This is a genomic window from Cellulomonas sp. SLBN-39 (assembly GCF_006715865.1).
Taxonomy (GTDB): Bacteria; Actinomycetota; Actinomycetes; order Actinomycetales; family Cellulomonadaceae; genus Cellulomonas.
On the sequence record NZ_VFOA01000001.1, the window covers coordinates 2,175,513 to 2,193,726 of the forward strand.

Genomic DNA, 18,214 nt, shown 5'->3' on the forward strand with positions numbered 1-18,214 from the left:
GGTCGGGGTGCTCACAGCGCGATCTCGGGGACGTCCAGGCGCCGGCCCTCGTCGGACGAGCGCTGGCCCAGCTCGGCGAGCTGCACGCCGCGGGCGGCCGAGAGCAGGTCGAACCGGTGCGGGCGGCCCAGGGCGACGTCGACGAGGAACTCCTCCCACTGCGCCTTGAAGCCGTTGTCGAGCTCGGCGTTGGCGGGGATGTCGATCCACTGGTCGCGGAAGCGCTCGGTGGTCGGCAGGTCGGGGTTCCACACGGGCTTGGGGGTGGCCGAGCGCGGCTGGGCGACGCAGTGGAACAGCCCGGCGACCGCGGAGCCGTCGGTGCCGTCGACCTGGAACTCGACGAGCTCGTCGCGGTGCACCCGCACGGCCCACGAGGAGTTGATCTGCGCGACCACGGGGTCGCCGGCGGGGGTCTCCAGCGTGAAGATGCCGTACGCGGCGTCGTCGGCCGTGGCCGTGTAGGGCTCGCCGTGCTCGTCCCAGCGGGTGCCGATGTGCGTGGCGGTCTGCGAGGTGACGGTGCGGACCGTGCCGAGGATGCCCTCGAGCACGTAGTTCCAGTGGCAGTACATGTCGACGGTCATGCCGCCGCCGTCGGCCTTGCGGTAGTTCCACGACGGGCGCTGCGCGGTCTGCACGTCGCCCTCCCACACCCAGTACCCGAACTCGCCGCGCAGCGAGAGGATCCGGCCGAAGAAGCCCTCGTCGACGAGCCGGCGCAGCTTGACCAGGCCGGGCAGGTAGAGCTTGTCGTGCACGACGCCCGCGGTGACGCCGGTGGTCTCGCGCAGCCGCGCCAGCTCGATCGCCTCGTCGAGGGTCTCGGCCGTGGGCTTCTCGGTGTAGACGTGCTTGCCGGCCTTCATCGCCTCGGTGAGGGTGGCGGCGCGCAGGCTGGTCATCGACGCGTCGAAGACGATGTCGGTGGCGGGGTCGTGGATCGCGGCCTGCAGGTCCGTGGTCCAGTGCTCGACGTCGTGCTTCTCGGCGAGCTCGCGGACCTTCTCGGCGTTGCGGCCGACGAGCACGGGCTCGACCTGCACGCGCGTGCCGTCGGGCAGCGTGACGCCGCCCTGCTCGCGGATCGGCAGGATCGAGCGGACGAGGTGCTGGCGGTAGCCCATGCGCCCGGTGATGCCGTTCATCGCGATGCGCAGCGTGCGGGTGGTCATCGTGTCTCCTGTCGTCGTCCCGGCGCCGTCGCCGGGCCCCGCGGCCAGGGCGGGGAATGCGCTTTCCGACAGCGTAGCCGACGGCCGCCCACCTCCGTCAACACCCGCCCGCAGGATGCGGTGCGCACGGGTGCCGACGGGGCTGGGCCGGGCCGGTCAGGACGTGTGCTCGTGCAGGGCGGAGACGACCTCGGCGCGGAAGCCCGGGTGCTCGCCGACGGCGGCCGGGACGACGTCGCGCAGGGCGAGGACCCCGTCGACCGCCTGCTCCGGGGTGCCCCGGGTGGCCTCGGCCAGCACCGCGGCCGCCGGGTCGTCGAGCGGCACGGTGCGGCCCGCGACGACCAGCTCGCCGGCCGACGCCGCACGCACGTACGCGACCCACCCGGCCAGCACCACCGCGGCCACGTGCGGCACCGCACCGGCGGCGAGCCGGTCGGCGGCGGTCGAGAGCAGGCGCAGCGGCAGCTTCTGCGACCCGTCCATCGCCACCTGCACCGTCGTGTGCCCGGTCGCGGGGTTGGCGAACCGGGTGAGCACGTCGTCGCGGTACGCGGCCAGGTCCGTGCCGTCGGGCGCCACGAGGGTCGGCAGCACGTCGTCGTCGACGTACCGGCGGGCCAGCTCGGCCAGGTCGGGGTCGGCGACGGCCTGGGCGATGGTCGCGTGCCCGCGCAGCGCGCCCAGGTAGGCCAGCGCCGAGTGCGTGCCGTTGAGCACGCGCAGCTTGGCGCGCTCGTACGGGGCGACGTCGTGCGTCAGCGTCGCGCCCGCGCGCTCCCACGCGGGACGCGGCCCGGCGAAGCGGTCCTCGACGACCCACTGCGTGAACGGCTCGCCCACCACGAGGCCCTCGTCGTGCAGCCCGAGCAGGTCGGTGGCCCGCGCGCGGTGCGCGTCGGTCGTCGCCGGGACGATCCGGTCGACCATCGTGCAGGGGAACCGCACGGCGTCCTGTGCCCACGCGCCGACCGGGGCGAGCGCGGGCGAGGCGTCCAGCGCCTGTGCGACCAGGCGGGCCAGCACGCGGCCGTTGTCGACGAGGTTGTCGCAGCACACCACCGTCAGCGGCGTGCCGGCGCCCTTCGCGCGGCGCACCAGCCCGCGCACCAGCAGGCCGACGGGTGTGCGGGCGGGCTCGTCGGAGTCGGCCGCGGCGGCGGCGAGGTCGGCCTGCACGTCGGGGTCGGTCAGGTCGAGCCCGCCGTCCGGCCCGCGCCGGTAGCCCTTCTCCGTCACCGTCAGGGTCACGACGTGCGTGGTCGGCGCCGCGAGGGCGTCGAGGACCACCGGCGTCTGCCGCCCGGGGAAGGCCACCTGCCGCAGCGAGCCGACCAGGCGCAGCGACGTCGCGTCCGCGCCCGCGGTCAGCACGCCGTACAGGCCGTCCTGGGGGTCGAGCTGCTCGGCGACGCGTGCGCTGCGCTGCGTCACGCCCAGCACGCCCCAGCCCGTCTCGCCCGTGGCGGCCGCAGCGTCCTCGGTGTACACCGACTGGTGCGCCCGGTGGAACGCGCCCAGGCCGAGGTGCACCTGCCCCACCGTCAGGGCCGCGGGGTCGACGGCGGGGCCGCGCACGTGCTCGGGCAGCGGGCTGCGCTGGCGCTCGTGCCAGGTGGCCAGGGACAGGCGGGGCGGCGTCATCGGTGCTCCGGTGGGTCGTCGGGCGGGTCGGGCGGGTCGCGTGCGGGGTGCCGGGCGCGGCGGTGTCAGGTGCCCGGCGTGGTCGGGGCCACGGCGTCGGCGGGGGCCTGCGCGGACGACCCGCGCACCACCAGCTCGACGGGGAGCACCACGTGCGGGGTGACGTCGGGCGGGTCGAGCAGCAGGTCGACGGCGGTGCGGCCGAGCAGGGCGAGCGGCGCGGCGACCGTGGTCAGCGGCGGCGTCACGAGCGTGGCGACAGGCCCGTCGTCGAAGCCGACCACCGAGACGTCCTCGGGCACGCGGACCCCGCGGGCGCGCAGGCGGTCGAGCACGCCGAGGGCCACGAGGTCGTTGTGCGCGACGACGGCCGTGGCGCCCGCGGCCAGCGCGAGGTCCGCCGCCGCGACGCCGCCGGAGAACACGGGGGCGTGCGGGCCCAGCTCGACGACCTCCAGCCCCGCGGGCGAGGTGTCGGCCAGCCCTTCGCGCCGGCGCGCGTCCGACCACGAGCCGTCCGGGCCGCCGACGTGCGCGACCCGCCGGTGCCCGAGCGCGTGCAGGTGACGCAGGGTCTGGCGGATGCCGTCGCGGTCGTCGATGACGACGGACGGCAGGTCGGCGCCCTCCCGGTTGACCAGGAGCACGGGGGTGGGGCCGGCCGCGACCGTGGCGAGGGCGGTGGCGCTCATGCGCGGCGAGCACAGCAGCACCCCGTCCGCCTGCGCGCCGAGCTGGGCGACGAGGTCGGCCTCCAGGCGCGGGTCCTCCTCGGAGTCCGCGATCATCACCGCGTACCCGGCGGCACGGGCGCGCGACTGCACGGCCTTGGCGACGGCGGCGAAGAACGGGTTGCCCAGGTCGGGCACGACGAGGCACAGGTGGCCCGAGCGGCCGGTGCTCAGGGCCCGGGCGGCGCGGTTGGGCCGGTACCCCAGCGCCTGTGCCGCGCGGAGCACGGCCTCGCGGGTGTCAGGGGCCACGACGTCGGGCGCCGAGAGGGCGCGGGACGCGGTGGCGGGGGAGACGCCGGCGGCCTCCGCGACGTCGCGCAGCGTCACGGGCACGCGTCCTCCTGGTGTCTGATGAAACGATGAATGCGATTGCAGCACAGGTCGTGCCCGATGTTCAAGGTGCTGACGACCCCTTGTGAGCGTCCCTCGCGGCATGGCAAGGTCGCTGCTGCACGCGCATTCATCGCACGTCCCGTCCGCCCCCGGGCCCCGCGGGAGCGTGCCGCCGACGAGGAGGACGGCACCGTGACCGACCCGTGGACCCTGCACCCCGACCGGGCCCTGCCCGCCGACCCGGCCACGCGCCCGCTCGCGCGCCGGATCCTCGACGCGACGCGCGACCTGCCGATCGTCTCCATGCACGGGCACGTCGACGCGAGCGTCTTCGCCCGCGACGAGCCCTTCGGCGACCCGGCGTCGCTGCTGGTCGTGCCCGACCACTACCTGGTGCGCATGCTCGTCTCGCAGGGCGTGCCGCACGACGCGCTGGGCGTGCCGCGGCGCGACGGCGGCGCGGTCGAGACCGACCCGCGCGAGATCTGGCGGACGTTCGCCGCGCACTGGCACCTGTTCCGCGGCACGCCGACGCGGTTCTGGATGGAGCACGTGCTCGTCGAGGTGCTCGGCGTGCGCGACCGGCTCTCGGCGGCCACGGCCGACGCGGCGTACGACACGATCGCGGCGCGCCTCGCGGAGCCGGGGTTCCGGCCGCTGGCCCTGCTGGACCGGTTCGGCATCGAGATCATCGCGACCACCGACCCGGCGACCGCCACGCTGGCCGACCACGCCGACCTCGCCGCGCGCGGCTGGGGCGAGCGGGTGGTGCCCACGTTCCGGCCCGACGCGGTGCTGCACGTGGACCGCCCCACGTGGCGGGACGACGTCGCGCTGCTGGGGAGGCGCGCTGGCGTCGAGATCGGCGGCTACCGCGACCTCGTGCGCGCGCTGGAGCTGCGGCGGTGGGCGTTCGTCGACGCCGGTGCCCGCGCCACGGACCACGGCCACCTGCGCGCGGACACCACGCCCCTCGACGAGGCGGACGCCGAGGCCGTGGTCGCCGCTGCGCTGCGCGGCGAGGCGACGGCCGCCCAGGCCGACGCGTTCAGCGCGCACATGCTCTTCGAGATGGCGCGGATGTCCACGCAGGACGGCCTGGTGATGCAGCTGCACCCGGGCTCGCTGCGCGACCACGACCCGCGGGTCTTCGCCGAGCGCGGCCCGGACGTCGGCTACGACATCCCCGTCGCCACGGAGTACGTGCGCGCGCTGCGGCCGGTGCTCGAGGCGTTCGGCCACCACCCCGCGCTGCGGCTGGTGCTGTTCACGCTCGACGAGGACGTGTTCAGCCGCGAGCTCGCCCCGCTGGCCGGCGTGTACCCGGCGGTGCGGCTGGGGGCGCCCTGGTGGTTCCTCGACACCCCCGACGGCATGCGCCGCTACCGCGAGGCCGTCACCGACACGGCCGGGTTCTTCAACACCACGGGCTTCGTGGACGACACCCGGGCGTTCCTCTCGATCCCCGCGCGGCACGACCTGGCGCGCCGCGTGGACGCCGGCCACCTGGCCCGGCTGGTGGCCGAGCACCGCCTCGAGCTGGACGAAGCGGTGGAGACGGCGGTGGACCTGGCCCTGCACCTGCCCCGGCAGGCGTATGCTCGGAGCCAGGCAAGCGCTTTCCGCCGCGACGACGCGGTGGATCCCGTCCCCCAGGAGGCCCGGCCGTGACCGCCACGACCACCCGCACCACCGTCCTCGACCGGCTCGCCGCGCACCGGCTCGTGCCCGTCATCGTCATCGACGAGGCGAAGGACGCCGACGCCCTCGGCGCCGCGCTCGTCGGCGGCGGCCTGCCCGTCGCCGAGGTGACCTTCCGCACCGCGGCCGCCGCCGACGCGATCCGCGTGCTGCGCGACCGCGGCGACGTGCTCGTCGGCGCCGGCACCGTCCTGACCCCCGCCCAGGTCGACGCGGCCGTGGACGCCGGCGCCGACTACGTGGTCTCGCCGGGCACGAGCCGTGCCGTGATCGAGCGGTGCGCCGAGCGGGGCGTCCTCGCGCTGCCGGGCGCCGTGACCGCGACCGAGGTGCAGGCCGCGCTCGAGCTCGGCGTCAGCACCGTGAAGTTCTTCCCCGCCGGCACCTCCGGCGGCGCCCCGGCCATCGCCGCGCTGGCAGCACCGTTCGGCGGCGTGCGGTTCGTGCCCACCGGCGGCGTCGGCCCGAAGAACCTCGGCGACTACCTCGCGCTCGCGTGCGTGGCCGCCGTCGGCGGCTCGTGGATGGTCCCGCGCGACCTGGTGCGCGCCGGCGACCTCGCCGGCGTCCAGCAGCTCGTCGCCGACGCCGTCGCCCTCGCGCGCTCCCTGCGCCCCGACGCAGCCTGACCGCGCCGACCGGTCCGCCGACCGGCCGCGCGGCCGACCACCGCCGCCCGACCGCCCGACCCGCGACGGCCACGCCCCACCCGACCGCCAGACCCCGCACGTCCCGAAGGAGCCGACGATGCCCGACCTGACGATCCGCCCCGCGTCCGAGACGACCTTCGACGCCGTGTCCCTCGGCGAGGTCATGCTCCGCCTCGACCCCGGCGAGGGGCGCATCCGCACCGCGCGGCAGTTCCGCGCCTGGGAGGGCGGCGGGGAGTACAACGTCGCCCGCGGCCTGCGCCGCGCGTTCGGGCTGCGGGCCGCGATCGTCACGGCGCTCGCCGACAACGAGGTCGGCCGGCTGGTGGAGGACATGATCCTCACCGGCGGCCTCGACACCCGGTTCGTGCGGTGGGTGCCCTACGACGGCGTCGGCCGGTCGGTGCGCAACGGCCTGAACTTCACCGAGCGCGGCTTCGGGGTGCGCGGGGCCGTCGGCGTCTCCGACCGCGGCCACACCGCCGCGTCGCAGCTCAAGCCCGGCGACGTCGACTGGGAGCACCTGTTCGGCGAGCTCGGCGTGCGCTGGTTCCACACCGGCGGCATCTTCGCCGCGCTGTCGGACACCGCGGCCGAGACCGTCATCGAGGCCGTCACGGTCGCCCGCCGCCACGGCACCGTCGTCTCGTACGACCTCAACTACCGGCCGTCGCTGTGGAAGGCCGTCGGCGGGCAGGCCCGCGCCCAGGAGGTCAACCGCACGATCGCCCCGCACATCGACGTCATGATCGGCAACGAGGAGGACTTCACCGCCTCGCTCGGGTTCGAGGTCGAGGGCGTCGACGAGAACCTCTCCGACCTGGAGGTCGGCACGTTCGCGGCCATGATCGAGAAGGTCGCCGCCACGTACCCGAACTTCGGGGTCATCGCGACGACGATGCGCACGGTCCGCAGCGCGACCGTCAACGACTGGGGTGCCATCGCGTGGTCGCGCGCCTCGGGCCTCGTGCAGTCCACGCACCGCCCGGGCCTGGAGATCCTCGACCGGGTCGGCGGCGGAGACTCCTTCGCCTCCGGCCTGGCGTTCGGCCTGCTCGACGGCCAGGACCTGCAGACCGCCGTCGACTACGGCGCCGCCCACGGCGCGCTGGCCATGACCACGCCGGGCGACACGACCATGGCGACCAAGGCCGAGGTGCTCAAGCTCGCCGGCGGCGGCTCGGCCCGCGTCGACCGCTGACGCACGCGTGGGACCGCCGGTCGGCGGTCCCACGCGAGGTGAAGACGAGATCAGGCCTGCGTGCTGCTCGTGGTCGCGGACCGCAGCTTGAACCACCCGTAGACCGCGGTCGCGACGAGCAGGAGGGCGCCGATCGCCGTGAGCCACAGCAGGCCCTCGATGATCGCGCCGAGCACGGACAGGGCGAGCCAGGCGAGCAGCAGGACGACGACGAGAGTCTTCATCGATTCACTCTCGCACGGCCGCGCCTCCGGGGCGCGGCGAGCGCTCGACGGACGGCTCTGTCTGTCGTCAGCCCGACTTGGGTGTGCCGCGGTAGCGTGCGCCGCATGATCGAAGACGGTGTCGACGACGTGGTCGCTGCGCCAGAGGTGAAAGCGAACCTCGAGGCGGCGGCGCGCGGACACCGGTCCCAGCCGGCTGTTCCCGCCGGGGCGACCGGGGCATCCACATCGACGGACGCCACCCGAGTCAGCGACGCTGCGGTGCGGATCGTCGAGCGTGATCGCGCCGTCCTGACGCGACTGGCGTGACGGCCCAGGGGGCCTGACCGTCGGCTGGGTCGCGACGGGTCAGGTGACGGCGCCGAGCTGCCAGGGGATGAACTCGTCCGTGCCGAGGTCGAGGTCCTCGGAGACCGTCTGCTCGCCGGACGCGACGGCGACGATCTTCTCGAACAGCTCGGCGCCGACCTGCTCGACGGTGGCGGTGCCGTCGACGATGCGGCCCGCGTTGAGGTCCATGTCCTCGCGCATGCGCAGGTAGGTCGGGGTGTTGGTGGCGACCTTGATCGACGGGGTCGGCTTGCAGCCCAGCACCGAGCCGCGGCCGGTGGTGAAGACGACGACCGTCGCACCGCCCGCGACCAGGCCCGTGACCGAGACGGGGTCGTACCCGGGGGTGTCCATGAAGCAGAAGCCGCGCTCGCGGACCGGCTCGGCGTACTCGTAGACGGCGCGCAGCGGTGCGGTGCCGCCCTTGGCGACCGCGCCGAGGGACTTCTCCAGGATGGTGGTCAGCCCGCCGGCCTTGTTGCCGGGGGAGGGGTTGTTGTCCAGGGTGCCGCCGCCGTGCGCCATGTACTCCTGCCACCAGTCGAGGCGGGCGAGGAGGCGGTCGGCGACGTCCTGGCGGACGGCGCGGCGCAGCAGCAGGTGCTCGGCGCCGAAGATCTCGGGCGTCTCGGCCAGCACGGACGTGCCGCCGTTCGCGACGAGCAGGTCGGAGGCGTGCCCGAGCGCCGGGTTGGCGGTGATGCCGGAGTAGCCGTCGGAGCCGCCGCAGTTGAGGCCCAGCACGAGCTCGGAGACGGGTGCGGGTTCGCGGCGCAGGTCGCTGATCTGCGGCAGCATCTCCTCGATCGCGGCGACGCCGGCGCGGACGGTGGCGCGGATGCCGCCGGTCTCCTGGATGACCAGGGTGCGCACGGGCTTGTCGGCGGGCAGGTCGAGGCCGTCGAGGAGGCTCTGCGCGGGCAGCATCTCGCAGCCCAGGCCCAGCACGAGCAGCGCCGCGATGTTCGGGTGGTCGGCGTAGCCGCGCAGCGTGCGGCGGGTGATCTGCGCGCCCTCGGACGTCGGCACCAGGCCGCAGCCGGTGTCGTGCGTCAGGGCGACGACGCCGTCGACGCCGGGGAACGCGTCGAGCACGCGGCCGCGGAACTGGTCGGCGATGAGCCGGGCCGTCGAGGCCGAGCAGTTCACCGACGTGACGATGCCGACGTAGTTGCGCGTGCCCCAGCGCCCGTCGGCGCGGCGGTACCCGGCGAACGTGCGGCCCGGGTCCGCGGGGGCGGGCAGGCCGACGAGGTGGGTGCCGACCTCGTGCGCGCGGCCCGCGTCGTCCATGCCGAGGTTGTGGGTGTGCACGTGGTGCCCGGCGGCGATGTCACGCGTCGCCCGGCCGATGGACTGCCCGTACTTGCGCACCGGCACCCCGGCGGCGACGTCGGCGACCGCGAGCTTGTGCCCGCGCGGGACGCCCTGGGTGACCGTGATCAGCCGGTCGGCGACGGCGACGGTGGTGCCCTCGGGCAGGTCGCGGGTCGCGACGGCGACGTCATCGTCGGGTCGGAGCAGGAGGACCGCGCCGTCGAGCGGGTCGGTGGGGCCGCCGTGCGCGGTGGGCAGCGGGGCGTGGCCGGTCGTCATCGTCGTCCTCCCGGGGTGGGGCGCCAGGATACCGGTTTCCCGAGCGACTCGGGAATCGCTTTCCACCCGGAGCGGGTGATCCTCGCCCGAGCGGGAACGCTCCCGCGCCCGTTCCCCTACGCTCAGGCCCATGGCCACGAGCGTCACCCTGAGCGACGTCGCGCGCGAGGCGGGCGTCTCGCTCGCCACCGCCTCCCGCGCGATCAACGGCAGCGCCAACCGCACGGTGCGCGCCGACCTGCGCGAGCGCGTGCTCGCCGCCGCCGAGAAGCTGCGGTACACCCCCGACGCGAACGCCCAGGCCATGGCCCGCGGCCGCACCACGTCCCTCGGGCTCGTGGTGCACGACATCGCCGACCCGTACTTCTCGACCATCGCCGCTGGCGTCTCGCGCGCCGCCGACGACGCCGACCTCCAGGTCACGCTCGCCAGCACGCAGCACCGCCCCGAGCGCGAGGTCTCGCTGGTCCGGCTCCTGCAGCGCCAGCGGGCCCGCGCCATCGTCATCGCCGGCGGCCGCCACGACGACGAACCCACCAACGCCGCCATGCGCGCCGCGCTCGCCGACTACCGCGAGTCCGGCGGTGCCGTGACCCTCGTCGGCCAGCCCGTGCTCGACGTCGACACCGTGGTCGTGGACAACGCCGCCGGTGCCGCCGACCTCGCCCGGGCGCTGCACGACCGCGGCTACCGCCGCCCGGCCGTGCTCGGCGGGCCGGAGCACCACCTCACCGCCCGCGAGCGGCGCGAGGCGTTCATGGACGCGTTCGCGCAGGCCGGCTCGCCCGTGCAGCCCGCGCACGTCGTCACCGGGGAGTTCACGCACGACGGCGGCGAGGCCGCGATGCGCGAGCTGTGGGCCACCGGCCCCGACGTCGACGTGGTCTTCGCCGTCAACGACGTCATGGCGCTCGGCGCGCTCGCCGCGTGCCGCGACCTGGGTGTCAGCGTGCCCGACGACCTCGCGCTCGCGGGGTTCGACGACATCTTCACGCTGCGCGACGTCGTCCCGCCGCTGACCACCGTGCGGGTCCCGCTGGAGGAGGTCGGCGCCCTGGCCACGCAGCTCGCGCTCGAGGAGCACACCGGGGCGCCCCGCCGGGCCTCCGTCGCCACCGAGGTCGTGCTGCGCGACTCCACCCCGGACCGCACCTGACCCGATGACCCGCCCGCCCGCCCCGTCGGCCGCGACCGCCGCGGCGCTGGGGGGTGCGTGCGTGCTCGCGCTCGTGGCCGGGTGCACCGCACCCGGGTCGGTGCCGATCGAGACGTCGGCCACCGGTGGGACGCCGGGTCCGGTGACGGTCGAGGTCGCGCAGGCCCGCACCGACCGCGTCGCCCGCGTCGTCGAGCTCCAGGTCACCAACGACGGCCCTGCCGACCTCACCGTCACCGAGGGGCGCCTGACGGCCGGCTCCCTCGACGGCGACGTCGTCACGCTCCAGGGGCGGGACGTCCCGGCCGGCTCCACCCGGCGCCTGCGCGCCGCGCTGCCCGCACCGCGCTGCGCGGGCGACCCCACCGCCGTGGCCGACCTCGACCCGTCGGTCGCGCTCGACGTCGTCACCCCCGACGGCACCGCCACCACCCTCCAGGTCGTGCCCACCGACGAGGACGACGACCTGCTCCGCGTGCGCGGCGAGGACTGCGCGGCGGCCGCCGTCGCGGCCGGGCTGGAGATGAGCCTCGACGAGACCCTCACGACCCGCACCCTCGACGGCGCCCCCGTCGCCGACGTCACGCTGCGGGTCCGGGCCGTGCCCGGCGGTCCGCGCGTGCAGCTCACGCAGGTGCTCGGCACCACGCTGCTGCGCGCCCCCGACGCCTCCTCCTGGCCGCTCGACGTCGACACCGCCACCCTCGGGCCCGGCGCGGTCGCGGTCACGCTGCCCGTCGTCCCGGCCCGGTGCGACCTGCACGCCATCGCCGAGGACAAGCGCGGCACGGTCCTCGGCGTCCGGGCCGTGGTCGACGGCGTGGAGCAGCCCGTCGTCTACGTCGTCTCCCCGCCCGCCCTCCTCGGCGCCCTCCACCGCTTCGTCGTCGACACCTGCACCACGGCGGACGGCTCGTGACGGTCCTGTACCTCGACGTCGACGGGGTGCTGCTCCCGTTCGGGGCCCCGTCGGCCCCTGCCCGTCCCGCCGCACCAGGGGGCAACCCGCTGACGAGTCGGCTCGACGTCGGGCCGGCGCGCGCTCTCGGCGCACTACCTGTCGAGCTGGTGTGGGCGACGACCTGGGGCCAGGACGCCAACGACCTCCTCGCTCCGCTGCTGGGGTGGTCGGCGCTGCCCGTCCTCGATCCCGCCGAGCCGTCCGCCGAGGACACCTGGTTCCGACTGCACTGGAAGACCCGCTCGATCCTCCGTCACGCCGCCGGCCGCGACCTCGTCTGGGTCGACGACGAGATCACCGACGCCGACGAGGAGTGGCTGCGCGCGCACCATCCCGGCCGTGCGCTCCTGGTGCGCGTCGAGCCGCACGTCGGACTGAGGCACGACGACGTCGAGACCCTCGAGGCGTGGCTGTGGGAGGGCTCGCCGCCGGCCGGTGGTCAGCGCAGGGGGCGGCCGTAGCTGTCGCGTCCGCCGCTCGAGAGCAGGACGATCCCGTCCACCACCGACCAGAGCCAGATCGCGGGTGCGACGACGAACCCGAGCAGCACGCCCGTCAGGACGACCCCGACGAAGAACCCGATGAGCTGCACCAGGCCGATCGCCGTCTGACCGGCGTACAGCCGGCCCACCCCGCACACCCCGACGAGAGGGAGCAGGAGCTGCAGCAGGCCCGCGGTCGTCCGGCTCTTGTCCGACCACGGCACGCCCGCGTACGGGTCGTAGGCCCCGTACGGGGCGGGGTGGCCGTACGCCTGGGGCGGGTACGGCTGGCCGAGGTGCGGCTGCGCCGGGTACTGCGGTGCCGGGTACTGGGGTGCCGGGTACTGCTGCGCAGGGTACGGCTGGCCCGCGTGCGGCTGCGGGGCGTCGCCCGGGACGGGGGGCTGGTGCGGGTCGCTCATGGCGCGGACAGTAGCGCGACCCGCGCCGGGGCTGGTCCGCGAAGGTCCCTGCCGGGACGGGAGGCGGACGTGCAGCCCGTCAGGCCGGGGCGGCGCCGTGGGCCGCGAGGATGCGCTCTGCACCGATGAGGTGCGCGGCCATGAGGATGCGGGCGCGGTCCGGGTCGGCGTCGGTCAGCGCGTCGAGGATCGCCGCGTGCTCGCCGACGACGCGGGTCGCGGTGTCCTCGTGCAGGTCCCGCCACGCGCGCTCGCGGGCCCGTGGTGCGGCGAGGGCGTCGACGAGCGCGGCGAGCACCCGGTTGCCGGACGCCTCGGCGACGGTGCGGTGGAACGCGACGTCGGCGGCGGCGACGCGTGCGGCGTCGAGGACGGGCTCCGCGAACGCGCCGGCCATGTCGTCCAACGACGCGCGGGCCTGCTCGAGGAGCGCGGGGCTCGCGTGCCGGGCGGCCAGGGCGGCGGCCTCCGTCTCCAGGGTGCGGCGCACGGCCAGCACGTCGGAGCGGTCGCCCGGCATGTCGCCGAGGAAGGCCAGGGGGGCGACGAGCCGGGTCGCGTCGAGCTCGGTGACGTACGTGCCGTCGCCGTGCCGGGCCTGGAGGATGCCGAGGGCGGCCAGCGCGCGCACGCCCTCGCGCAGCGAGCCGCGCGAGACGCCGAGGTGCACGGCCAGGTCCTTCTCCGAGGGCAGGCGGTCGCCCGGGCGCAGGGTGCCGTCGAGCACCATGCGGCGCACGTCCTCGACCACGTCGTGCGTGAGGGGGACGCGCGCAGGGGGTCGCTGAGGGCCGATCACGGGGTGACCGGCACGGGCGGCAGCCCGTACACGTCGACGGCGGTGCCCCCGCGGAGCCTGGCCTGCGCGGCCGGGTCCAGGCCGTCGAGCGTCGCGCACAGCTCCTGCCAGGTCTGGGACCAGGTGGCGTGGCCGTCGAGAGCCGCGGGCCAGTCGCTGCCGAGCATGAGGCGCTCGGCCCCGAAGGCCTCGAGAGCGACGTCGACGGCGGGGCGCACGTCCGCCGCGGTCCAGCCGGGCCCCGCGGCGCGGCCGAGACCGGCGACCTTGGCCACGACGTGCTGGGCCTGCGCGACGCGGTGCACGCCAGCCACCCAGGCGTCCCACGTGGCCGTGTCGCCGGCGGCGCGGGCGGCCAGCGGCGGGGACGCGAGGTGGCCGAGGACGATCGTGAGCTTGGGGTGCCGCTCGGCGACGCGGGCGACCTCGTCGAGCATCCGGGGCGTGGTGCGCGGCAGGTCGAGGGGGAGGCGCCGCTCGGTCAGCAGCGTGAGCCCCTCGGAGACGTCGGGGCGCAGCAGCCAGCCGCCGGACCCGGCCGCGTGGTGCGCGACGCCGACCACGGGCTCGAACCGCCACGCGTCGAGCCGGGCGGAGGCGTCGTCGGCGTGCGCGAGGGGCACCCAGCCGACGACGCCGACGACACGCGGGGAGCAGAGCGCCTGGAAGAGCAGGTGCTCGGTGTCGGCGGGGTTGTCGGCGCTCTGCACGAGCACCACGCCGTCCACGCGGTGCTCGTGCAGGTCGTGCCCGACGTCGCCGAGGCGCCGAGTCACCGGGAGGTGGTCGGCGTCCATCCACGGGTAGTGGACGTGCTCGGGGTCCCACACCTGCAGGTGGGAGTCCACGACGTCGTACGGCATGGTCGGACAGTAATGCCCCGCGCAGACGTCCGAGCCCGTCAGGCCCCGGAGTCTCATGGAATCCTCACGGGCGGGTCACAGAATCGATGACTTTCACCCGAACGGAGCAGTGACTGCGGTCAGTGCCGGACAGTGCCGGTCACGCACCGGTCAGCGTCCGACCGCGTACCCCTGCTGCCCGCGCGGGTTCGCGGCCCCGACGAGCAGACCGTCCGCGCGCACCCCGGCCGCGCTGATCCGCCCCAGCGACCAGGGCCCCGCGTCCTGCACGGCGTGACCGCGCGCGGCGAGCCCGGCCAGCACCCCGGCGCCCAGGCGCTGCTCGACCACCAGCCCGCGCGGCGTGTGCGTGCGCGGGGCGAACGAGGACTGCACGGCCGACGAGTGCCACGACGGTGCGTCGATCGCGGCCTGCAGGTCCAGCCCGCCCAGCAGGTGCCGGAGCAGGAACGGCACCGTCCACTGGTCCTGCTGGTCGCCGCCCGGGGTGCCGAACGCGAACCCGTGCCCGGCGCCCAGCACCATCGCCGGGCTCAGCGTCGTGCGCGGGCGCCGGCCCGGCACCAGCGACGACGGCAGCCCGGGCTCCAGCCAGAACATCTGCGCACGCGTCGGCAGCGCGAACCCCAGGCCCGGCACGACCGGGCTGGACTGCAGCCACCCGCCCGACGGGGTGGCCGAGACGCGGTTGCCCCAGCGGTCGACGACGTCGACGTGGCAGGTGTCTCCGGGGGTCAGCCCGGCGGGGGAGACCGTGGGCTCGCCCAGCCCGCCGGCGGACGCCGCGACCCCGCCGCCGCCCGCGCGGTCCGCCAGCACGCGCGACGGCAGCACAGGGGCCCGCCCGCCGGGGGAGCCCGGCCGCAGGGTCGCGTCCGCGTCGTCGCCGACGAGCCGCGCCCGCTCGGCCGCGTACTCCCGCGAGAGCAGGGCGTCGAGCGGGACGTCCGGGGCGTCCCCGTAGTGGGCCTCGCGGTCCGCGAACGCGAGCGCCGCGACCTCCGTGACCAGGTGCACGAGGCGGGTCACCGGCCCCGTGCCGTCGTCCGTGCCGCCCGACGCCTCCAGCGCCACCGCGTCGCGCACCAGCGGGGCCACGTCGAGCGCCTCGAGCACCCGCAGCTGCTGGAGCAGCACCGGGCCCTGGCCCCACGCCGCGGTCTTGTGCACCTGCACGCCCAGGACGTCGGCCGCGACCGTGGGCTCCTCCGTCGCCCGCCACCCCGCCAGGTCCTCGCCGCGCAGCAGGCCCGCGTGCGCGCGGCCCGTCGCGTCGACGACCGGCGTCTGCACGAACGTGTCGACCGCCTCGGCCACGAAGCCCTCGTAGAACGCGCGCCGGGCCGCCTCCACCTGCGCGTCCCGGTCCGGCCCGGCCGCCGCGGCCTCGGCCAGGAGCCGCTCGAACGTGCGCGCCAGGTCCGGGTTGGTGAACCGTGCGCCGGCCGCGGGCGGCTGCCCGCCGGGCAGGTACACGGCCGCGCTCGTCGGCCAGTGCGCCGCGAACATCTCCGCCACGGTCCCGATCGTGCGGGCCGCCGACGGCAGCAGCGGGTACCCGTCCCGGGCGTATCCCAGCGCCGGGCCCAGCACGTCGGCCAGCGGCAGCGTGCCGTACCGGGCCAGCAGGTCCAGCCACGCGCCGAACGCCCCCGGCACGACGGCGGCCAGGTGGCCCGTCCCCGGCACCTCCTCGACGCCCAGGTCCCCGAACGCGCCGAGGGTCGCCGCCGCCGGCGCCGTGCCCTGCCCGCAGACGACGAACGTGTGCCCGTCGCGCGCGCGGTGCCCGATGATCGGCACGTCACCGCCGGGACCGTTGAGGTGGGGCTCGACGACGCTCAGCGTGAACCCGGCGGCCACGGCCGCGTCGAACGCGTTGCCGCCGGCCTCCAGGACGCGCATCCCGACGGCGCTGGCGAGCCAGTGCGTCGAGGCGACCATGCCGAAGGTGCCGGTGAGCTCGGGGCGCGTGGTGAACACGCCTCGATCCTCACACCCGACCGGGTGACGCGGACGCGTGCGTGTCGCCCGTTCGGCCTAGGGATCGACCCGTCGTCCGCCCACGTCAGCGCCTTGCGAGGACCAGGATGGACCGGTGACGGGACCCCGGGGCAGCTGGCGGACGACGACCCACGCGTGGGCGTCCGACGTGGACGAGGAGCACCTGGCCGACGTGCGCGCCCGCGCCGACGCGCTCGCGCCCGACGGCGCGCTGCACCTGGTGCTGGAGGTCCTCGCGTACGCCGACGAGGAGGCCGCGGCCACGGGGCGGCGCGGGCAGGTCGAGGTCGTCCTCGACGGCAGCCGGGTCGTGGTCGCCGACGACGGGCGCGGCACCGACACCCGCGTCGACGAGCACGGCGCGGTCGTCCGCAAGCCCGTCATGGCGACGCAGGACGTGCGGTTCTTCGACGTCGACGACGCCCCGCTGCTGCCCGACGGCCACCCGCGCCGCGGCATGTCCGTGGTGTCGGCACTGAGCCCCGCGCTGGTCCACGAGAACTGGCGCACCGACGGCGCCTGGTCGCAGACGTACCGCCATGGCGTCCCCGACGCCGCGCTCGTGCCGCTCACCCCGCGCGGCGGCACGGGCACCACCGTGACGTTCCGCGGCGTGCCCGGCGCACCGGTCGACGCCGACGCGCTGCGCGCCCTCGTCGGCGGGTTCGACCACCTCGACGTGACGGTCCTCAGCGCGTCACGCTGACGCCGGCCGCCCGCCGACGGGCATCTGCAGCAGCGTCGCGCTGAAGGTCGGGAAGTCCCGCACGCCCACCGCCGTGAAGCCGTACCCCTCGTAGTACGCGCGCAGCGCGGGGTTGCTGGTGCGGCAGTCCAGGCGCAGGACGTCGACGCCCGCCGCACGGGCCTGGTCCTGGGCCCAGTCGAGCAGCGCCCGCCCCAGCCCGGTGCCCGCCCGGCGGCGGTCGACCATCAGCCCGTGCACGTACACCGCGGGCGTCGCGTCGTCGCCCCAGAAGTCCGGGTCGGTGCGCAGCAGCCGCAGCGACCCCGCGACGCCGATCTCTGGGTCCCGCACGACCCACCACTCGCCGCCCGCGAGCTGCGCGGCGACCCGCTCGCGCGGCAGCGACCCGCGCGGCCACTGCACCAGCCCGGTCTGCGCCATCCAGTCCTCGAGCGACCCGCGCAGCGCGAGGATCGCGTCGAGGTCCGACGCGTCCGCGGGCTCGGGCGCGACGGCCCCGCTCACGCGGCCGGAGGACCCTGCACCGGCGGCACCTGCTGCTCCGCGGCCTCCCGCCGGCGCGCGTCCGTCAGCCCGTCACGGATCCCCCACCGGACCACCAGGTACAGCAGACCCGCCACGGCCAGGGGCACCAGCACCCACAGGAGCAGGGCGAACACGTGGAAGAAGGCGAGGTTCCGCATGCTCCCGACCCTAGACCCGGGCACTGCCGCGACGGCCTGCGGCGGTCAGGAGTCAGCTCCCGCCGGGGAAGCCCAGGACGCGCCAGGCCTCGTAGGTGGCGACCGCCGCGGCGTTCGACAGGTTCATGGAGCGGCGGCCCGGGAGCATGGGGATGCGGACCTGGTCGGTCACGCGCGGGTGCGCGAGGACCTCGGCGGGCAGGCCGGTGGGCTCGGGGCCGAAGAGCAGCGCGTCGCCGTCGCGCCAGTCGACGTCGGTGTGCCAACGCGTGGCCTGCGTGGTGAACGCCAGGAGGCGGGCGTCCGGCAGGGCGTCGAGCGCGTGCTCCAGGTCGGGGTGGACGACCACGTGCGCGAGGTCGTGGTAGTCCAGCCCGGCGCGGCGCAGCTTGGCCTCGGACATGTCGAAGCCGAGGGGCTCGACGAGGTGCAGGGTCGCACCGGTGCCGGCGCACAGGCGGATCGCGCTCCCGGTGTTGCCGGGGATGCGGGGCTCGAAGAAGACGACGTGCAGCACGCGCCGATCCTCGCACCGTGCGCGCGGGTG

At 75.9% G+C, this 18,214-nt stretch carries 20 protein-coding genes; 8 read left to right on the forward strand and 12 right to left on the reverse strand.

The genetic code is table 11. The features are described from left to right. Positions 1-11: 11 nt before the first annotated feature. The 3 genes from FBY24_RS10085 to FBY24_RS10095 all read right to left on the reverse strand — a co-directional run bounded on the left by FBY24_RS10085 (position 12) and on the right by FBY24_RS10095 (position 3,886). The gene (locus FBY24_RS10085) at positions 12-1,175 is read right to left on the reverse strand and encodes a Gfo/Idh/MocA family protein (RefSeq protein ID WP_142160274.1); all 1,164 of its coding nucleotides are present in this window, start codon (positions 1,173-1,175) and stop codon (positions 12-14) included. 156 nt (positions 1,176-1,331) lie between these two features. After that, entirely contained in the window at positions 1,332-2,819 is a 1,488-nt protein-coding gene (locus tag FBY24_RS10090; RefSeq protein WP_142160276.1) for a mannitol dehydrogenase family protein, read from the reverse strand. 65 nt (positions 2,820-2,884) lie between these two features. Continuing rightward, positions 2,885-3,886: a LacI family DNA-binding transcriptional regulator gene (locus FBY24_RS10095; protein ID WP_142160278.1), complete on the reverse strand. Its 1,002-nt coding sequence runs from the start codon at positions 3,884-3,886 to the stop codon at positions 2,885-2,887. 192 nt (positions 3,887-4,078) lie between these two features. Here FBY24_RS10095 and uxaC point away from each other — a divergent pair, with 192 nt between their 5' ends. From uxaC to FBY24_RS10110, 3 genes are all read left to right on the forward strand, one after another. Beyond that, positions 4,079-5,557 carry a glucuronate isomerase gene (gene uxaC, locus FBY24_RS10100; RefSeq protein WP_255432330.1) on the forward strand — a complete coding sequence of 493 codons (1,479 nt, stop codon included), beginning with the start codon at positions 4,079-4,081 and terminating at the stop codon, positions 5,555-5,557. Continuing rightward, on the forward strand, positions 5,554-6,216 hold the full coding sequence (gene eda / locus FBY24_RS10105; protein ID WP_142160281.1) for a bifunctional 4-hydroxy-2-oxoglutarate aldolase/2-dehydro-3-deoxy-phosphogluconate aldolase: 663 nt from the start codon (positions 5,554-5,556) through the stop codon (positions 6,214-6,216). Before uxaC ends, eda begins: the two co-directional genes overlap by 4 nt. 118 nt (positions 6,217-6,334) lie before the next feature. Next, complete coding sequence (locus FBY24_RS10110; RefSeq protein ID WP_142160283.1) at positions 6,335-7,438, forward strand: sugar kinase; 1,104 nt, start codon at positions 6,335-6,337, stop codon at positions 7,436-7,438. 50 nt (positions 7,439-7,488) lie between these two features. Here the strand turns inward: FBY24_RS10110 and FBY24_RS19115 are convergent, their stop codons facing one another. Continuing rightward, entirely contained in the window at positions 7,489-7,662 is a 174-nt protein-coding gene (locus FBY24_RS19115; protein ID WP_174243483.1) for a hypothetical protein, read from the reverse strand. Between the two features lie 105 nt (positions 7,663-7,767). Between FBY24_RS19115 and FBY24_RS10115 the strand changes: the two genes are divergently transcribed. Further along, positions 7,768-7,971, forward strand: a complete 204-nt coding sequence (locus tag FBY24_RS10115; RefSeq protein ID WP_142160285.1) for a hypothetical protein — start codon at positions 7,768-7,770, stop codon at positions 7,969-7,971. Positions 7,972-8,010: 39 nt separating this feature from the next. Here the strand turns inward: FBY24_RS10115 and FBY24_RS10120 are convergent, their stop codons facing one another. Then, a complete protein-coding gene (locus FBY24_RS10120; protein WP_142160287.1) occupies positions 8,011-9,588 on the reverse strand; it encodes a UxaA family hydrolase in 1,578 nt (525 codons plus the stop codon). Positions 9,589-9,718: 130 nt separating this feature from the next. On the opposite strand from FBY24_RS10120, the gene FBY24_RS10125 reads away from it, so the two are divergent. The 3 genes from FBY24_RS10125 to FBY24_RS10135 are packed head-to-tail and all read left to right on the forward strand — an operon-like array spanning position 9,719 to position 12,166. Then, a complete protein-coding gene (locus FBY24_RS10125) occupies positions 9,719-10,744 on the forward strand; it encodes a LacI family DNA-binding transcriptional regulator (protein ID WP_142160289.1) in 1,026 nt (341 codons plus the stop codon). 4 nt (positions 10,745-10,748) lie between these two features. After that, positions 10,749-11,663 carry a hypothetical protein gene (locus FBY24_RS10130; protein ID WP_142160291.1) on the forward strand — a complete coding sequence of 305 codons (915 nt, stop codon included), beginning with the start codon at positions 10,749-10,751 and terminating at the stop codon, positions 11,661-11,663. Then, positions 11,660-12,166, forward strand: a complete 507-nt coding sequence (locus tag FBY24_RS10135) for an HAD domain-containing protein (RefSeq protein WP_142160293.1) — start codon at positions 11,660-11,662, stop codon at positions 12,164-12,166. Before FBY24_RS10130 ends, FBY24_RS10135 begins: the two co-directional genes overlap by 4 nt. Here the strand turns inward: FBY24_RS10135 and FBY24_RS10140 are convergent. The 4 genes from FBY24_RS10140 to FBY24_RS10155 all read right to left on the reverse strand — a co-directional run bounded on the left by FBY24_RS10140 (position 12,145) and on the right by FBY24_RS10155 (position 16,215). After that, the gene (locus FBY24_RS10140) at positions 12,145-12,609 is read right to left on the reverse strand and encodes a TM2 domain-containing protein (protein ID WP_142160295.1); all 465 of its coding nucleotides are present in this window, start codon (positions 12,607-12,609) and stop codon (positions 12,145-12,147) included. The genes FBY24_RS10135 and FBY24_RS10140 overlap by 22 nt on opposite strands. A 79-nt stretch (positions 12,610-12,688) precedes the next feature. Further along, positions 12,689-13,408, reverse strand: coding sequence for a FadR/GntR family transcriptional regulator (locus FBY24_RS10145; protein ID WP_255432331.1), 720 nt, complete (start codon positions 13,406-13,408; stop codon positions 12,689-12,691). Beyond that, the gene (locus FBY24_RS10150; protein WP_142160297.1) at positions 13,405-14,271 is read right to left on the reverse strand and encodes an amidohydrolase; all 867 of its coding nucleotides are present in this window, start codon (positions 14,269-14,271) and stop codon (positions 13,405-13,407) included. The genes FBY24_RS10145 and FBY24_RS10150 overlap by 4 nt, the downstream gene beginning before the upstream one ends. A gap of 150 nt (positions 14,272-14,421) precedes the next feature. Further along, positions 14,422-16,215: a gamma-glutamyltransferase family protein gene (locus tag FBY24_RS10155; protein ID WP_142163403.1), complete on the reverse strand. Its 1,794-nt coding sequence runs from the start codon at positions 16,213-16,215 to the stop codon at positions 14,422-14,424. A gap of 154 nt (positions 16,216-16,369) precedes the next feature. Here FBY24_RS10155 and FBY24_RS10160 point away from each other — a divergent pair, with 154 nt between their 5' ends. Continuing rightward, on the forward strand, positions 16,370-16,981 hold the full coding sequence (locus FBY24_RS10160) for an ATP-binding protein (protein ID WP_142160299.1): 612 nt from the start codon (positions 16,370-16,372) through the stop codon (positions 16,979-16,981). Here FBY24_RS10160 and FBY24_RS10165 read toward each other — a convergent pair. Genes FBY24_RS10165 through FBY24_RS10175 form a run of 3 tightly spaced genes read right to left on the reverse strand, consistent with a single transcriptional unit; the run spans position 16,973 to position 18,184 of the window. Further along, positions 16,973-17,488 carry a GNAT family N-acetyltransferase gene (locus FBY24_RS10165; protein ID WP_255432332.1) on the reverse strand — a complete coding sequence of 172 codons (516 nt, stop codon included), beginning with the start codon at positions 17,486-17,488 and terminating at the stop codon, positions 16,973-16,975. The two genes, FBY24_RS10160 and FBY24_RS10165, sit on opposite strands and share 9 nt — an antisense overlap. Next, on the reverse strand, positions 17,485-17,667 hold the full coding sequence (locus FBY24_RS10170; RefSeq protein ID WP_142160301.1) for a hypothetical protein: 183 nt from the start codon (positions 17,665-17,667) through the stop codon (positions 17,485-17,487). The genes FBY24_RS10165 and FBY24_RS10170 overlap by 4 nt, the downstream gene beginning before the upstream one ends. 52 nt (positions 17,668-17,719) lie before the next feature. After that, positions 17,720-18,184 carry a tRNA (cytidine(34)-2'-O)-methyltransferase gene (locus FBY24_RS10175; RefSeq protein ID WP_142160303.1) on the reverse strand — a complete coding sequence of 155 codons (465 nt, stop codon included), beginning with the start codon at positions 18,182-18,184 and terminating at the stop codon, positions 17,720-17,722. Between the last annotated feature and the right edge of the window lie 30 nt (positions 18,185-18,214).

Coding starts and splice junctions, on each gene's coding strand:
- FBY24_RS19115 (WP_174243483.1), bottom strand. CDS start 7,662: ATGAAGACTCTCGTCGTCGTCCTGCTGCTCGCCTGGCTCGCCCTGTCC.
- FBY24_RS10130 (WP_142160291.1), top strand. CDS start 10,749: ATGACCCGCCCGCCCGCCCCGTCGGCCGCGACCGCCGCGGCGCTGGGG.
- FBY24_RS10120 (WP_142160287.1), bottom strand. CDS start 9,588: ATGACGACCGGCCACGCCCCGCTGCCCACCGCGCACGGCGGCCCCACC.
- FBY24_RS10110 (WP_142160283.1), top strand. CDS start 6,335: ATGCCCGACCTGACGATCCGCCCCGCGTCCGAGACGACCTTCGACGCC.
- FBY24_RS10155 (WP_142163403.1), bottom strand. CDS start 16,215: ATGGTCGCCTCGACGCACTGGCTCGCCAGCGCCGTCGGGATGCGCGTC.
- FBY24_RS10090 (WP_142160276.1), bottom strand. CDS start 2,819: ATGACGCCGCCCCGCCTGTCCCTGGCCACCTGGCACGAGCGCCAGCGC.
- FBY24_RS10125 (WP_142160289.1), top strand. CDS start 9,719: ATGGCCACGAGCGTCACCCTGAGCGACGTCGCGCGCGAGGCGGGCGTC.
- FBY24_RS10085 (WP_142160274.1), bottom strand. CDS start 1,175: ATGACCACCCGCACGCTGCGCATCGCGATGAACGGCATCACCGGGCGC.
- FBY24_RS10140 (WP_142160295.1), bottom strand. CDS start 12,609: ATGAGCGACCCGCACCAGCCCCCCGTCCCGGGCGACGCCCCGCAGCCG.
- FBY24_RS10115 (WP_142160285.1), top strand. CDS start 7,768: ATGATCGAAGACGGTGTCGACGACGTGGTCGCTGCGCCAGAGGTGAAA.
- FBY24_RS10150 (WP_142160297.1), bottom strand. CDS start 14,271: ATGCCGTACGACGTCGTGGACTCCCACCTGCAGGTGTGGGACCCCGAG.
- FBY24_RS10170 (WP_142160301.1), bottom strand. CDS start 17,667: ATGCGGAACCTCGCCTTCTTCCACGTGTTCGCCCTGCTCCTGTGGGTG.